This is a genomic window from Dokdonia sp. (assembly GCF_039945015.1).
Taxonomy (GTDB): Bacteria; Bacteroidota; Bacteroidia; order Flavobacteriales; family Flavobacteriaceae; genus Dokdonia.
On record NZ_JBDUXP010000030.1, the window covers coordinates 443433 to 459716 of the forward strand.

Genomic DNA, 16284 nt, shown 5'->3' on the forward strand with positions numbered 1-16284 from the left:
ACCCTCAAAAGATAAATTTATGTCTCAACATGTCAGAGTGCGTTTTGCACCTAGCCCAACTGGACCTTTACATATAGGAGGTGTGCGCACAGCACTCTTTAATTACCTTTTTGCCAAAAAGCACAACGGAACATTTGTACTTCGTATAGAAGATACAGATCAAAACAGATATGTTCCAGGTGCCGAAGATTATATAAAAGAGAGTTTAGATTGGTGTGGTATTCCTTATGACGAAGGACCGGGTCGTGAAGGAGATTTTGGACCCTACAGACAGAGCGAGCGTAAAGAAACGTATTCCGCTTTCGCGAAAGCGTTATTAGCATCAGGAAATGCCTATTATGCATTTGATACTGCAGAGCAATTATCTGCATTGAGAAGTCAGTTAGAAACAGAAGGGAAAACTTTTATATACAACTGGCATAATCGTATGCAACTTGATAATTCATTAGTACTTTCTGAAGAAGAAGTGCAAAAACGTATCGATGCAGGACAAGAATATGTCATTCGTTTTAAGGCACCTCAAGATGAGATCTTGCATTTACAAGATGAGATCCGTGGAGATATTAAAATAGATACCAATGTACTGGATGATAAAGTACTTTTTAAATCGGATGGAATGCCGACCTATCATCTTGCAAATATTGTAGATGATCACCTTATGGAAATCACACATGTGATCCGTGGAGAAGAGTGGTTACCATCACTAGCATTACACGTATTATTATATCGTGCTTTGGGATGGGACGCTCCTAAGTTTGCGCACCTTCCTTTAATTTTGAAGCCGGTAGGTAAAGGAAAATTAAATAAGCGTGATGGGGATAAGTTAGGTTTTCCAGTATTTCCATTACAATGGGGAGATCCTAAGACAAATGAGGTTTCTTCTGGGTATAGAGAAGATGGTTATTTTCCAGAAGCTGTTATCAATATGCTTGCTTTCTTAGGATGGAATCCAGGAACAGAGCAAGAAATTTTTTCTTTAGAGCAACTTGTAGAAGCTTTTGATCTTATGCGAGTAAATAAAGCAGGTGCTAAATTTGATCCAGAAAAAACAAAATGGTTTCAGCAACATTATATGCAGCAAACAGATAATGGCGTGATCTCGGCACATTTTAAGCAGCTTCTCGTAGATAAAGGTGTTGATACGTCTTTAGATTATGTAACCACTGTTACGGGACTTATAAAAGAACGTGCGACATTTGTTTCTGATCTTTGGAGTCTAGGTTCTTATTTCTTTGAGGCACCTACGTCTTATGATGAAAAAGCATCTAGAAAAGGGTGGAAAGAAGATACTGGAGAACTTATGGAAAAAATAGTTGCCGTTATTGATGGTGTTACAATCTTTGATACTCCGACACTTCAGGGTGCTGTAAAAGGATGGATTACTGATAACGAACTTGGTTTTGGAAAAATAATGCAACCCTTACGATTAAGTCTGGTAGGTGCAATGCAAGGTCCTGATGTATTTGCCATTGCTGCAACCATAGGAAAAGAAGAAACTATTACACGTATAAAAAATGCAATAACAACTTTATAACATCAAATAGATCTATAAAAAACCTCCACTATTCTCATTTGAGTAGTGGAGGTTTTTTTATGTAATTTCTCTTTTTATAAGTAAAACACAACCCCTGCAGAAATAAAGGAAGCCGTTCCTTTAAAGTTTCTTGCTGCTGGGTCTATAAGCTCTAAATCTTGATCATTAAGTCCATTAAGAATATTAGTCACACCATATTGGTATTGTACCGAAAGACGTACATTCTCAAAACCTCCTGTCAACCCTATTACTACAAACGGATTAATTTTTGAAATTTCTTCTATATCACTCCCTGTTAAACTTGAAAATCCAGCGATTGTCGTATCACCTTGCCCACTATCTTTAAGTTTCATTTTTCCATTTACAAGTAATGCAGGCCCAAAATCTATGGCTAAATTTTGTCCTATAATATTATAACTTAAGAAAAAATTAAGCTGTGCTCCTATAAAATTGTAATCTATCTGATTGTCTATTGCCTGTCCTGCTCCTGTACCTTGTACAGAGACATTAGCACTTAAAAAATCAATACCATATACAATCCCCCAATTGTTATATACACGCCCTCTCGTTGTAAATCCACCTTGAAAACCTTCTTTTCCATCTATCTCAAGATCAGAACTTTCTATAGATGTAAGCATAATTTTTCCTTGTAAACCTATTCTATTATAACTTCCTGTGTTACGGTGAGATTGTGCAAAAACACTGGCAGTACCAGCAATGAAGATGAAAATGAAAATGTATAGTTTCATAAAGATTTGGGAAATAAGGATTGAAGTTCTAGTTAGTTTGTTAAGCGCGTAAAAGTACTAAATAGTATAAGACTTGTTACATTTTGATAATAACGACGACATATCTCTAGTTATTTTAATAACTTCATCACTTTAATTCACTAACTAAAAAAAAGATTTATGAGCTACTTAGTATATGTCGCCTTGTTTTTGGGAGTTATAATTATTCTCTCGGGAATATTTATGGTCAAGCAACAAACAGCTGCTATTGTTGAACGATTTGGAAAATTTATAGGGACACGTCATTCGGGACTACAATTTAAAATTCCTGTTTTTGATAGAATTGCAGGTCGTGTTAATTTACGTATCCAACAGCTAGATGTTGTTGTAGAAACAAAAACAAAAGATGATGTATTTGTGCGTCTTAAAATTTCTGTACAGTTCCAAGTACGTAAAGATGCTGTATATGATGCTTTCTATAAATTAGAAAATCCACATGATCAGATTACATCATATGTATTTGATGTGGTACGTGCTGAGGTTCCAAAAATGAAACTTGATGACGTTTTTGAGCGTAAAGATGATATTGCAATTGCAGTAAAAAGCGAGCTTAATGAGGCGATGTCTAATTATGGTTTTGATATTATAAAAACCTTAGTAACAGATATTGATCCTGATATGCAAGTAAAAGAAGCGATGAACCGTATTAATGCGGCAGAGCGTGAGAAAGTAGCTGCTGAGTTTGAAGCAGAAGCAGAGCGTATTAAAATCGTTGCAAAAGCACGCGCCGAAGCAGAATCTAAGCGTCTTCAAGGACAAGGTATTGCAGATCAACGTCGTGAGATTGCTCGTGGTCTTGAGGAGTCTGTAGATGTATTAAATAATGTAGGGATTAATTCTCAAGAAGCCTCAGCGCTTATTGTAGTGACTCAGCATTATGATACATTACAATCTATGGGTGAGCAAACCAATTCTAATTTAATTTTAATGCCTAACTCGCCTCAAGCAGGAAGTAACATGCTTAATGATATGATCACTTCTTTTGTAGCTTCTAATCAAATAGGAGAACAAATGAAAAAAGACAATGAAGCAAAAGGTATTGTAAATAAAAAGAAATCTAGAGGAGAAGATTAGATTTTCTTCTAGAATCAATTACTAAAAAACGCCAAAGAAGTTTCTTTGGCGTTTTTGTTTTTACAAGTTTATCAAAAGAAATCTTAAAAAAATCGACACTCCTAAAATTTCCATTTGTGTTCAAATAAAAAGCGAATACCACTAAAAATTAAAAAAGGAATAGCGTATTGCTTTTAATAACAAAAAAAGCATTTTAAAGCTCATATAACAGCTTTATTTTAAAAACAATCATATTGGGTTTCTATAAAAAAGAAACAAATGAGAACATCTCTAATAAAGTCGTTTTTAATAAATTTAATTTATCGTTTTGTTTATAGTATTGGTTTTATTTATCTTTTGTTTTTTTAACAAAAAATGTCATCCAATAGATAATTCGGTTTAAAACTTACTAGCGGCTTCGCTTAACAGCTCATTACTATCTTCTTTGGCTTTCTGAACAAAATCCTCAGCTCCTGGAATGCTTGAAATTTCTTTTGAGTTCGCTTTCGCGAAAGCGTATAAACTTTCAATACCCGCCATACGAGTTCCCACTTTTTTTGCAGCAGTATTAAAGAATCCTATTACTTCTTCTTCGGTTAAATCAACAGCTAGTTTATGAATAGCCTCTATCGTTATCAAGCGTTTTCCTTCAGGAAGATTAGCAAGCTTCTTTCCTAGTTTATTGATTTGACTTAACGCCGAAGCCTTTTGCTGAGGTTGTGCTTTTTGTTGTGGTTTGTTTTGCTGTTTAGGTTTTTGTTTTGCCCAAGAATCACGCAATCCTACCGTACGATTAAAAACTAATTTTTCTGGAATACTATCTGTATCTACATTAAAATAACCCATACGTTGGAACTGGAATCGATCTCCTACTTTAGCATCTGCTAAATAAGGTTCTACATATCCTGTAATCACTTTTAAAGAGTCTGGGTTGACATATTCCATAAAACTGACCTCTTTATCTCCATCTGGTGCTTCATGGTTAAATAAGCGATCGTATAAGCGTATCTCTGCAGGAACGGCATGAGTTACAGATACCCAGTGTAATGTTCCTTTTACATGACGTTTTGATGCTTCAGTACCACTTCCCGATCTTGTATTTTCATCATACGTACAATGTATTTCTGTGATATTTCCATCTGCATCTTTTACAACGCTTTCACCCTTAATGATATAAGCATTTTTAAGACGAACTTCTTTCCCAAGTGTCAATCGGAAAAACTTGTTTCCTGCTTCTTCTTTAAAATCTTCTCTTTCGATATATAATTCTCTACCAAAAGGAACTTGATGTTCTCCTGCATTAGGGTCTTCTGGATTATTCTCTGCGGTAAGAAGTTCTTCTTTTCCTTCTGGATAGTTTGTAATGATCAATTTTACAGGATCAAGTACACCCATCACACGAGTTGCTGTTTTATTAAGATCTTCTCTAATATTAAATTCTAATAAAGAAACATCTATCACATTTTCTCTCTTAGAAACACCTACTGTATCTATAAATTTACGAATGGCAACTGCTGTATATCCTCTTCTACGCAACCCAGAAATGGTAGGCATACGAGGATCATCCCATCCAGAAACTATTTTATCTTCAACAAGTTTTTTTAACTTTCGCTTACTCATAATCGTATAGCTTAAGTTTAAACGGGCAAATTCACGTTGCTTTGTACGTACATCTTCTCCTGTATATACTTGATCCAAAAACCAATCATAGAGTTTTCTATGAGGTTTAAATTCTAACGAACATAAACTGTGCGAGATTTGCTCTATATAATCACTTTCTCCATGTGTCCAGTCATACATTGGATAAATACACCAATCATTATCTGTACGATGGTGTTTTGCATACATAATACGATACATCATAGGGTCTCGCATCAACATATTTGGATCTTCCATGTCAATCTTTGCGCGTAATATATGAGTCCCTGCTTCAAATTCTCCATCTTTCATACGTGTAAAAAGATCTAGATTTTCTGCTACAGAACGATCACGATAGGGACCTGCAACACCAGGTTGTGTTGGAGTTCCTTTTTGAGCAGCTATTTCTTCACTTGTCTGGCTATCTACATAAGCTTTTCCATCTTTTATCATTTGGATGGCCCAATCATATAGTTCTTGAAAATAATCACTAGAAAAACATACTTTATCCCATTGATATCCCAACCAAGCCACATCCTCCTTGATCACATCTACAAATTTTTGTTCTTCTGCTTCAGGATTGGTATCATCAAAACGTAGGTTTACAGGAGCATTATACTTCTCCCCTAGTCCAAAACTAATACAAATCGCCTTGCAATGCCCAATGTGTAAATACCCATTAGGTTCTGGTGGAAATCGAAATCGCAACTGGTCTTTTGTATATCCATTTGCCAGATCGTCTTCTACGATTTGTTCTAAAAAATTAAGTGATTTTTGTGGTTCATTCATCTCCCTAAAAATTGAAGGCGTAAAATTACGGAAAAATCCCTCTCTACAAGACAAAAAGAAAGGTAGTCTTATTGTAACAATAGCTATATATATACTACTGATAAGGAAACAACAAACTATGAAGCATTTAAATTATAGCTGTCCCAAGTGTAATCATCGTGAATATACGGTGGGTCAAATGAGAGCTACTGGTGGGACATTATCTAAAATATTTGATGTACAAACAGAAAAATATACTTCTGTTACGTGTCAAAATTGCACCTATACAGAATTTTATAAAGCAAAAACAAGTGCAATAAGTAATGTCTTTGACTTATTTACAGGCTAAACCCTGATTATGCATTAGAAAATCTATTACAGCTTTGAACTACTGCAAAATAAGCCGCATCGCTACACTTTTAAGCTTAATCATAGCGATGCGATGCTGAAACTGATAAAATGTCATATTTTATTGTATTTCACTGCTTCATTACAAAGTTCTAATGCATAATCTGGGTTAAATAGTATATGATTATTCATCCCTTTTAAAGTAACTTTGTAACAAACAAATAAGACGCTCGCTTTTGCGGGAAAGAAATATGGGTAAAATTAAAGTCACAAACATTAGAGTATATGCTTATCACGGCTGTCTAACTGAAGAAAAAAAGATAGGGTCTGATTATCGTGTTGACGTTGAGATAGATGCTGATTTATCAAAGAGTGCACAAACAGATCAACTAGGAGATACTGTAGATTATGTACTTCTCAATCATATTGTAAAAGAAGAAATGTCTATGTCTTCTCACCTGTTAGAAACGGTATGTGAGCGTATTTTAAAACGATTTATAGATCAGGAGCCTTTAATTAGACATGCTACGGTACAAGTTTCTAAATTGAATCCGCCTATAGGTGGAGATGTAGAAATGGTAACAGTAGAGCGTAGTAAAAGTCGAGAATAGATGCTTTTTTTTATTCTATACTCTTAAAAAAAATATTACATTTGCAATCACCTTAAAAAGGTATCGTGGCCGAGTGGCTAGGCAGTGGTCTGCAACACCATCTACAGCGGTTCGAATCCGCTCGATACCTCAACAAAAAAGCAACTTCAAATGAAGTTGCTTTTTTGGTTTTATTACATTTCACGAAAGTGTTAAAAACAATATCACTACGCAACGCTTTTATAATAATAACATCTAGTAATAAACTACCTTATCATGTCTAAATATTTTATCCTACTAGTTTGTGCTTCTTTTCTTTTTTCTGGATGTTCAATGCCAGATGATGTAATCCTAAATCAACAAGAAGATTTAGAAATGCTTGAAGAAATGCTTGCTGAAATTGTTGCTTTAGCAAATGAGCCATGTACAGATGCAGATGTCTGGGATTATACAGCATATGGATCTAAAGCCTGTGGTGGGCCTCAAGGGTATATTGCATATCCCACTACAATTGATGTAGATGCTTTTTTGATTTTAGTTGAGAGTTATACAACTGAAGAAGCTGTTTATAATGCTAATTATGGTATTGTTTCTACGTGTGATGTTCCTGCAGAACCTATAGATATAATCTGTGAAAACGAAGAGCCTGTTCTCATATATGAGTAGTTTATTGCCTACTGTCTCTTATATTTTCTAGCCCTTTCTTTATATCCATTTTATCTTTTGGTAAAAAGCCTTTTACGGTAAGTACGAGCCCACAGATAATTAAAATAAAGCCTAGCAGTTTTTTAACTTTAAAAATACGTCTTGGGGTTAGGTATCCTTTTAACTGTTTTGCAAGTACAATCTTTCCTAAATCGATTACAAAATAGGTAATAAGCATGGTTCCTAAAAAAGTAAAGAGTCTCACGGGATCATTATCTACAGTAGGTCCTACTACGATAATGACACCTAACCAGATAACCAATACGCCTATATTTATAAAATTGAGTAAAAATCCTTTTATAAAGAGTTGTAGGTATCCGTTTTTTCCACTTTTTACTCTAGATGGGTCTAGCATTTCTCGAGTGGGTCTCTTTAAATACATCATCAATCCATATACAATAAGTATTACGCCTCCAAAAACATATAATCCTGGGGCATTACTAAGGTTTTCTAATAACTGATAACTACTTAAATAGGCAATTCCGATAAAGAAAATATCGGCTATAAAGACTCCTAAATTAAAGGATATTGCGGCTCTAAATCCCTTGGTTGCAGCTGTTTCAAGAAGTACAAAAAATACAGGACCTATCATAAACGCTAGCACGAGACCAGAAGTAAACGCAGCAGGAAGATCTTGAAACATAAATATATATCCTTTTACACAAAGTTAGGGAATGCGTGTTAACATCCAAAGTGGTATATATAAAAATAGAGGTAATACATTATTTAGAATAACATACACCTCTATTTTTTGTTGATTTATACGCTTTCGCGAAAGCAAAAGCAAATAGCTTCCATTTATAAAATCCTGATTCGTCCTCCGAAAGTTCTTCTTTTCTTTACTTCTTCAGGGTGTCCATGTACATCTACATTTCCTCCCGCTCGTATAGTAACATCTACTTTTTTTGATGCATATACCTCTACTTCTCCACCAGCTTGTACAAAAACTTTTGTGTTTTCTGTCTCTAAGTCTCTTCCTTCATACACTCCTCCAGTATTTACGGTAACGTCTTGTGATTCTGCTAGGCCTGTCGCTTCTATAATACCTCCAGTAACAGCGCGCATATTTGCATCTTGTACTTTTAAACCTACTCTAATACGTGCACCTTCTTGCATTTTGATCTCGATCCGGTCTTGTTCTATGAGTTCATTAGAAGTAATTCTTGCACCTTCATTTCCATCGATTACTTTTAAGTTATTATAGTGTACGTTTACAAAGGTTTTATCACCGTCAAATACCAAATCAAATTCCATGCGGATTTTTAATTTACCGTCTTTATTAATCACCTCTACTTGACTGGCATCTTCTCCGGAAATAACTACCTTGTTTTCATCTGATTTTACCAGATTTACCACAATACGATCGTATACTTTTACTTCTGTAAAATCACCTACATTTTTTGTGATTGGGTTTTGTCCAAATGTAATTGCTGTGATACATACAGCGATTACGGTCATTATTATCTTCTTCATTTTTATGCTTGTTTGATATATAGACCCGTTATGGTCTCTAATGTTACAGTTGGATTTTAAAATAATTATCTCTTTACTTGTCTTCTGTTTAGGTTGTCGGTAGCTTGTAATAATTTCCTCATTAAGTTTGCATCAAGCTCTGGATGAGAAGCGATATAATCCTTTACCATTGTATGGGCTTCTTTTGAAGTATATCTCCCTATGGTACTATTTAACCAGCCTAACGGGAAAAAGATATCTCCTGTTTCCTGAATTTCTTCGAGTAGTTCTAAACTCATGGCTACATTCTTAATTCCATCTTCTTGTCGCAACGGATGATGTATATATGAACAAGCTGTTTGTGTCCAATTTTCTTTTTCTCTGTTCTTAGCTTCTTTAAATGATTCAAAATAAGCTGTTCGTACTGCTGGGTTTGCATTTAGTGCTGGGGCTAGAAATTCAAATCGCTGAATTTTATCAGGGTTGGTAAGTTTTGATTTGGCTTTCGCCAAAATAGCCACTGCATCCGGATGATCATACAATGCTAGCAATTGTGCTAAACTTGTATAGTTATCTTTATTTAAAATAAGGTTATCAATCGTTTCTTCGGTATTCCAAATACGATACAATGTTCCTACTCCTTTCTCAGAATGCGCTATTGATCTATAAGTGTTAAACAATGTTTTTTTAATATTCTTAGATTCCGATTGTTTTAGCCTTGTATATATTGTTTTTTCTAAATCAGATTGATAGGTTTCACGTTGTTGTTCTGTAAACGAATTCCAATACAAATTAGAAGCTTGTCCTGCAATCATACGAAGGATCAATTCGTTAGATTCTGTTGCAATTCCTTTTTGTAGGTTTTCAAAAGCAAGTGTATTTGCTATGGAACCATGAAGTGTATTTTCATAATTATTAAGATAGGCATGCGCTCTAGAAACTTCTTCTTTTATAGCGCTTATTTGCGTTGCGGCTTGCTCATTTACAGGAAACACACCATACCCATATCCATTGCTGTTATATAAAATATACAATGGCTGAGAGGCTCCTATTGCTTGAGATACTTCTATACGTTGCGCATTACTCACTACAGGAATTGTTCTGATACTATCCTTATATACCAAACTGATATCAAAGGATTGTGGCCAGTACTTTTCTGATCCATCTTCGGCTGTTTGAGTAAGGGTAAATTGTTTGATCTTCTTTTCTTCATCATATTGGATATCTCCAGAAAATATTGGTCTTCCAGTAGAGTTTACCCATACATCACTCCAAGTTTTCAAATCCAACTCTGTTTTTGCGTCTAGTATCGTGACCAGTCCATTCCAATCTGCATTACTATTTGCATATGCTTTGATATATTCTCTAATACCTTCTTTAAATTTTGTTTCTCCAAGTGCGAGCTCTAACTGGCGCATCATAATGGGTGCTTTGTTATAAATGATGCTTCCGTACAATGATCCTGCGTTTTTAAGGTTATCCAAATCTTGTCTAATAGGGTTGGTTCCTTGGGTACGATCTACACCATACGCTCTTGGATAATGCGAGGTTAAAAACTGTAAGTCGTGGTTGATGTCGGTAAAGACAGGGTTTACAATCTTATCTGCCATAAAATTGGCAAATACTTCTTTCATCCACACATCATTAAACCACTCCATCGTCACTAGGTTTCCAAACCACATATGAGCAGTTTCGTGAGCAATGAGTTTGGCTCTCGATAATTCTTGAGAACGGGTAGCACTATTATCTAAAAACAAACTAGATTCTCTATACTGTATAGCTCCCGTATGTTCCATCCCTCCATATTGAAAACCAGGAATGGTCGCAAAATCAAATTTCTGAAATGGGAAATCAACCTGCGTATAATCTTCTAGAAAATCCAACGAGGATTGGTGTAACTCAAAAATAGAACGTGTGCTTGCTGTTATTTTTTCTTCATTGGTTTCTCTATACAGCATATTCATAACACGCTTCGTGTCTTGTGAAGCAACTGTTTCAAACTTTCCTGCTACAAACGAAAACAAATATGTACTCATTTTGTCTGAAGGTTTAAACTGATACGTGGTTATCTCTCCTTCTGTTTTTTGAGATGCTAATGGTGCCCCACAAATCACTTCCCAATCTTTTGGAGCGATGATCTTTACCACATAGGTTGCCTTGATATTGGGTTGATCAAAGCATGGAAAAACGGTTCTTGCACGATCTGGAACCAACAGTGTGTATAGATAATCCTCATTACGATTAAGTGACAACTCCCCTGCTGTAAAAGCAATGTCAATTGTATTCTTACCCAGTTGTAATGCCTCTATAGGAATAATGAGATGTTCTTTGTCATGAACAATGATCGTTTCTGTACTATTGACCATAACACCTTCTAACGCACTTGCTTCTTCTTTAAAGTCTAGATACAATGGGTATGATAGATCGTTTATCGTTACTTCTAGTGTTAATCGTGAGGCAATAGGTGTTTCCTTTCCTTCTGGAATAGCAAATGATAGTTTATACACTACGTCTTGTACTTGTGTACTTCGATATTGTGCCATATCCAGTGGTACACCTGTATCATTTATGAGTATTGTTTTTTCTAGGGTTTGAGTACAAGAAAAACAGAAGAGAATACAGAAAACGAAATAAGAAAATTGCTTTATCATAGGGTATTTCTAAAAGAACAAGCAAGATAGGAAAATCCTGAATCAGGATCGCTATACGACAAAAGGTTGGAATCAAGATGCTTCGTTAATCTGTAAAGAAGGATTTGGAAACCTTAATAATTTAATTTCCTTAGTAAAATAGAGTTTTGTCTTTGAATTTCAACTTTACCTAAAGAGTGTTTAAGGTTTATAATATTGGGGCCATAAGCAGGTTTATGGACATCTATACGCTTATTATAAATTAAAGTATCTAGATTATGTGTTTTTAGATAATTTTTATAATTTGAAAACACATAAATTCGAACCCTCTCTCCTGGTACAATTTTATCACACTTATAAAATAAATTACCAGCTAATCCTTCTTTATTTTCTCCTTTTACATGATTAAATATATCAGGAACAAACATTATTTTATCATCTTTTAAAATTCTTATATGCAATTCTACGTTTTCTGCAGTATTATTTCCTGTATTCATTATAAAAAATGAAGATTCAATAAAATCTTCAGACTCAGATTTAGCAATGCCTAATTCTACTGCTTGTAATTCAACTTTATCAAACTATCTAAGAACAAATGGAAGTGTAAAGACTAATTGCCCAAGGCTTACTAGAATAGCAATAATCGAAAGTAATAAAGGTATATTTACTCCTTTCTTACTCTTCTTCTTTTTATGTTTTTTTTTCTTTTTCACTTATAAATATTATGTTATCTAGACTCATATAACAGTTTGAACATAATCCATTCATGCTTTTTGTACATGGTCTGACTCCAGTTTTTAATATCAAATTTTCCCTCTAAACCAACTCCTAAAACTCCTATTAGTGGAGTTGCTAATTTTAGTTTTACACCTATATTATCTGTTTTACTAAGTTCCTGATAAATCTCTTTAAAGGTATCTTCTATTTCTTCTTGTTGAAGTTCAAGTGCACTTCCAATATAAAGCATCAAATCTTCTGCAATCGCTTTTGTTTGAGTCACACTTAGTTCTTGGATAGAAGATTCTAGAGTCTCTTTCAAATCTTTATTGGTAGGGAGCTGAATAAGATATTGATAATGCTGTTCTTGAATATCAAGAATCTTTTTAGTACGATGTAAAAGAACATCTAGTTTTTTATGTACTTCATCCTCATTAGCAATACCTTCTAATAATATACCTATGTTATAGGTTACTTCTTCATCTTTTTTAGTGTCATAATGGTAATATGATTTTTCATTTCTTTTTTCACGACCTAATAATAATTTATAAGGAACATACTCTTCATTATTAGGTAACGGGATTAACATTTTAGGGGGATTACTTAATTTTTTATTAATCTCATTGATACAACTTCGTATAATGGCTAAAAACTCTCTTTTACTTCTATGTTCACCAACAACAATAATAGATAATTTGTTATCATATTGAGAGATAAACCCCTGACATTTTTCATACTCTAATACACAACCTGTACGCCATCTTGCTTTATGAAATTGATATGTTTCTACTAGGATTATAGGCATAATCGTTCTAGGAAGAAAATCGTATTCATATACAAAACGAATACAATCTTGATCATCTCTAATAGGTTTTGTTATTTCTGAAGGTTCATTGGTACTTAATAAGTCAGGAATAATAAATGATTCTTGACTTGGTAATATAAAACACAATTTAAATTGATGTAATACTTGTACTAAGAACTTACGTTGACTAGGCGTATATGTAATTCTTTTAAAATCATCAGATTCATATGCCTTCTCCTTATCTTCTTCTTCGTTAATAATATATTCCAGTTCTGAAAACGGAATTTCCCCTTTTAGTTCTCCTGCTTTTTTAGAAGTTAATATTTGGTATACACCATAGGTAATCCAATAGGGATTTAGCACATAATATTCTTGGCCTTTAATCTCTTTAAAGTGTAAGACTAATCCTAGGTCGTGTAAAAACTCTAAGGCATTATGTTGAGATGATTCTTTAGTCAGTTTAAATTCATTACAGATTTCTATAAAGCGATCTGCATCTAGAAAGTTTTCTTCAGGTAACTCTTCTCGAAATTGTTCTTTGATGGAAATCCATTTTTCATCAATTTCTGTATTTAGCAATTCTGCACTAAGAATGAGTTCTTCTAACTTTTCTTTTAATGCTTCTACTTTTTCTCCTGTTTTACAAGAGGTTTTTAGAAAATATTTGATTTGTGGAAATTCTTCTTGGAGTTCATATTCATTTTCAAAACCAAAACCTGCATTGATATCGATTTGATTTGCCACTATAATAATGGGAGAGTTTCCTCCTGTAGCTTTGATACGTTTGACTTCTTTACGAATGGTAGAAGACACTTGTTTGTCTTTACGAGCATCTAATACTAAAACATAAACAGAACGATTGGTTAAAAAGAAATTATGGGTCGCACTCATAATTTCCTGCCCACCAAAATCCCAAAAATGCCCTGTAAGGTGATGTATTGATTTCTGTTTTGTGAAAGTGTATGACTTTCCAAAATGAATATCTTCTATATTCACTCCATCTGTTTGTACTTCATCTTCTTTAAAATCACCTTCTTTTAATTGACGTAATAAGGAAGTTTTTCCTGCTTTAGGATCTCCAATTAAGATTACTTTAATTTCATTTAGATGCTTTTTAGTAGCGGCATACCAATCTAACATGGATTGTTTACCTTGAATTACAATTTCAATAGGAGGAGATAGGAGGGGATTATTATTTACAGTTGGTAAGCAATTTAAATATAAAATATCTTTAGGAATTTTTTCTATTTCATTATAACTTAATTGTAATTCTATTAATTTTTTTAATTCTTTTAAAAAAGTTATATCCTTTATAGTATTATTCTCTAGATATAAATATTTTAATTGCTTTAAATTAGATAAAGCACTAATGTTATATATTTTATTAAAACTTAAATCTAAAATTTCTAAACTTCTTAAATTAGATATAACATCAATATTACTAATATTGTTATTAAATAAATTTAATCTATTTAAACTTTGAAGATTATATAAAAAACTAATATCTGTAATTTGACTAGAGCGTATATCTAGCCTATTTAAATATTTTAGTTTCTTTAAAGAATTAATATCTTGTATTATACTATTTATTATAAATACTTCTCTTAAATTTTTTAAATTTTCAAGTATTGAAATGTTTTGAATTTTATTGTGTTTAAAATTTATTGTTTTTAGATGTGTACATTTAAAAATAGAAGTAAGATTACTAAAATCTATTAATCCACAATTCCTTAGATCTAAAAATACTTTTTGTTGATCTATACATTCTTGAATTCGTTTTCTAGCGACTGCTAGTCCTTCTTTATTATTTTCTGACATTATAAATCCCCCCTTAGTTAATGTCTTAAAAATAAGTAATTTACTTTTGGTATTCTATCTTTTAAAGCCCTCATTTCTGTTTCTCCCAAAGGGAGAAATGATTTGATCTTCTGTTATATGTGTATTTTAAGGTATACTAATTATCCTTCATTTCGACATGCTGAGTACATCGACTTTTTACATAGGAATTTCTTGTGTACAAAATAGAGTATTGCTCCATTTTAGAGTACTACTCTATTTTTAAACAGTCATAGTAGCTATTCCCTTTTTCGTATCTTCCAAACCATCATTGATACTATTCTTATGCGCATCACCACTTTTCTTTTTTGTCTTTCCTTTTTTATACTTCCTCTTACCATCTTCTCACAAGAAGATACAACGCCAGAAGAAGACGTTCCAGAAATCTATTTTATGAAAGGTCCTAAGGGACATCATTATATCAATAATGAAATTTTCTATACCATGATGTTTCCTGGGAAAGAAGTTCAATACATGGATAATGGCGCTTTTAAAACCAATGATTATATCATCAATATTATCAATGCAGATTATGATCCTTCTATGTATCATAATGGTAAAAGTGTTGAAGATGAAAAAGCGTTATTAACTACTTTTAAATTAAGAGAAGTAAACAATATGAAAAAAGCGATGGAAGCAGATATTGTTTCGACGGAAGAATTTTTCACCAATAAAGAAGGAAAGCTTTTTTATTTATTTAATTATGAAATTCCAGCATCCAAAATAAATAAAGAAGAAGACTATTTAGTCAAAATTTACATCCTATGCTTTATTATAAATAACAAAGTAGCTACCATTAGTTTTCCATTATTCTCCTCAGAAAATGAAGAAGATAAACTCGCCTATATCAAAACCGCTTCTGAAACGGTAGATATTCTTCCAGCAAAAATATCAATGTCTTTTCTAGAACAACGTGTCACGCATACTTCTGAAGATCCTATTTCTATGAATTATGAAGGAGCCAACTTTAAATTTATAGTTCCTGATTATCTTAATGTCATAGAGTCTCAAAGTACAACACAATGGTATGCCAGTTTTCCAGATGTAAATAATATCAAAAATGCTGTGGTGATTAACATTACCAATAAGACTAATTATGATTCTTTTAAAGCTTTTAACGATGAGGTGATGCCTAGAGGAAAAATAGGCGAATCTGATGGGCAATCTACTCTTTTATTAAGAGAAGAACTTCCCAATGTTGGTGCATTTAACGGAGAGAGTTATAGGATGCAGTATATGCTTAGTAATTCACGTATATACCATTCTAAAAAAGTCTCTTTTCAAACCAAGAATTACTATGGAATTATTTTATTTAACGCAACTACAGAGACCTATGCAGGAAATATAGATCGTTTTGATGCTTTCTTAAAAGGGTTTGAAATTACAGAATAATTTAGTTTCAGTTACTTAAAAATCAAGT

The 16284-nt window shown here is 33.2% G+C and carries 14 protein-coding genes and 1 tRNA gene; 7 read left to right on the top strand and 8 right to left on the bottom strand.

The window, feature by feature from the left end:
- Positions 1 to 19 precede the first annotated feature (19 nt).
- Complete coding sequence (gltX, locus tag ABJD27_RS21840) at positions 20 to 1534, top strand: glutamate--tRNA ligase (protein ID WP_348164637.1); 1515 nt, start codon at positions 20 to 22, stop codon at positions 1532 to 1534.
- A gap of 74 nt (positions 1535 to 1608) precedes the next feature.
- Here the strand turns inward: gltX and ABJD27_RS21845 are convergent, their stop codons facing one another.
- Positions 1609 to 2283, bottom strand: a complete 675-nt coding sequence (locus ABJD27_RS21845; RefSeq protein ID WP_348164640.1) for a hypothetical protein — start codon at positions 2281 to 2283, stop codon at positions 1609 to 1611.
- A 159-nt stretch (positions 2284 to 2442) separates the two neighbouring features.
- Here ABJD27_RS21845 and ABJD27_RS21850 point away from each other — a divergent pair, with 159 nt between their 5' ends.
- The gene (locus tag ABJD27_RS21850; protein WP_348164643.1) at positions 2443 to 3396 is read left to right on the top strand and encodes an SPFH domain-containing protein; all 954 of its coding nucleotides are present in this window, start codon (positions 2443 to 2445) and stop codon (positions 3394 to 3396) included.
- Between the two features lie 378 nt (positions 3397 to 3774).
- Here the strand turns inward: ABJD27_RS21850 and ABJD27_RS21855 are convergent, their stop codons facing one another.
- Positions 3775 to 5802 carry a glutamine--tRNA ligase/YqeY domain fusion protein gene (locus ABJD27_RS21855; RefSeq protein ID WP_348164646.1) on the bottom strand — a complete coding sequence of 676 codons (2028 nt, stop codon included), beginning with the start codon at positions 5800 to 5802 and terminating at the stop codon, positions 3775 to 3777.
- 118 nt (positions 5803 to 5920) lie between these two features.
- Here ABJD27_RS21855 and ABJD27_RS21860 point away from each other — a divergent pair, with 118 nt between their 5' ends.
- The 4 genes from ABJD27_RS21860 (at position 5921) to ABJD27_RS21875 (ending at position 7385) form a co-directional block, all read left to right on the top strand.
- Positions 5921 to 6130 (top strand): zinc ribbon domain-containing protein, encoded by a 210-nt coding sequence (locus ABJD27_RS21860; RefSeq protein ID WP_348164649.1) that lies wholly within the window; start codon positions 5921 to 5923, stop codon positions 6128 to 6130.
- A 250-nt stretch (positions 6131 to 6380) separates the two neighbouring features.
- The gene (gene folB / locus ABJD27_RS21865) at positions 6381 to 6740 is read left to right on the top strand and encodes a dihydroneopterin aldolase (RefSeq protein WP_348164651.1); all 360 of its coding nucleotides are present in this window, start codon (positions 6381 to 6383) and stop codon (positions 6738 to 6740) included.
- A 59-nt stretch (positions 6741 to 6799) separates the two neighbouring features.
- A tRNA-Cys gene (locus tag ABJD27_RS21870) sits at positions 6800 to 6870 on the top strand.
- 125 nt (positions 6871 to 6995) lie between these two features.
- Positions 6996 to 7385, top strand: a complete 390-nt coding sequence (locus tag ABJD27_RS21875) for a hypothetical protein (RefSeq protein WP_348164654.1) — start codon at positions 6996 to 6998, stop codon at positions 7383 to 7385.
- 1 nt (position 7386) lies between these two features.
- On the opposite strand, the gene ABJD27_RS21880 is transcribed toward ABJD27_RS21875, so the two are convergent.
- The 6 genes from ABJD27_RS21880 to ABJD27_RS21905 form a co-directional block, all read right to left on the bottom strand.
- Complete coding sequence (locus ABJD27_RS21880; RefSeq protein ID WP_348164657.1) at positions 7387 to 8067, bottom strand: LysE family transporter; 681 nt, start codon at positions 8065 to 8067, stop codon at positions 7387 to 7389.
- A gap of 155 nt (positions 8068 to 8222) precedes the next feature.
- Entirely contained in the window at positions 8223 to 8897 is a 675-nt protein-coding gene (locus tag ABJD27_RS21885; RefSeq protein ID WP_348164660.1) for a head GIN domain-containing protein, read from the bottom strand.
- A gap of 65 nt (positions 8898 to 8962) precedes the next feature.
- Entirely contained in the window at positions 8963 to 11419 is a 2457-nt protein-coding gene (locus tag ABJD27_RS21890; protein WP_348202093.1) for a M1 family aminopeptidase, read from the bottom strand.
- Positions 11420 to 11640: 221 nt separating this feature from the next.
- Positions 11641 to 12003, bottom strand: a complete 363-nt coding sequence (locus tag ABJD27_RS21895; RefSeq protein WP_348164666.1) for a hypothetical protein — start codon at positions 12001 to 12003, stop codon at positions 11641 to 11643.
- Between the two features lie 84 nt (positions 12004 to 12087).
- Entirely contained in the window at positions 12088 to 12219 is a 132-nt protein-coding gene (locus ABJD27_RS21900) for a hypothetical protein (protein WP_348202094.1), read from the bottom strand.
- 14 nt (positions 12220 to 12233) lie between these two features.
- Entirely contained in the window at positions 12234 to 14846 is a 2613-nt protein-coding gene (locus ABJD27_RS21905) for a COR domain-containing protein (RefSeq protein WP_348164669.1), read from the bottom strand.
- Between the two features lie 303 nt (positions 14847 to 15149).
- Here ABJD27_RS21905 and ABJD27_RS21910 point away from each other — a divergent pair, with 303 nt between their 5' ends.
- Complete coding sequence (locus ABJD27_RS21910) at positions 15150 to 16256, top strand: hypothetical protein (protein ID WP_348164672.1); 1107 nt, start codon at positions 15150 to 15152, stop codon at positions 16254 to 16256.
- Positions 16257 to 16284: the final 28 nt, after the last annotated feature.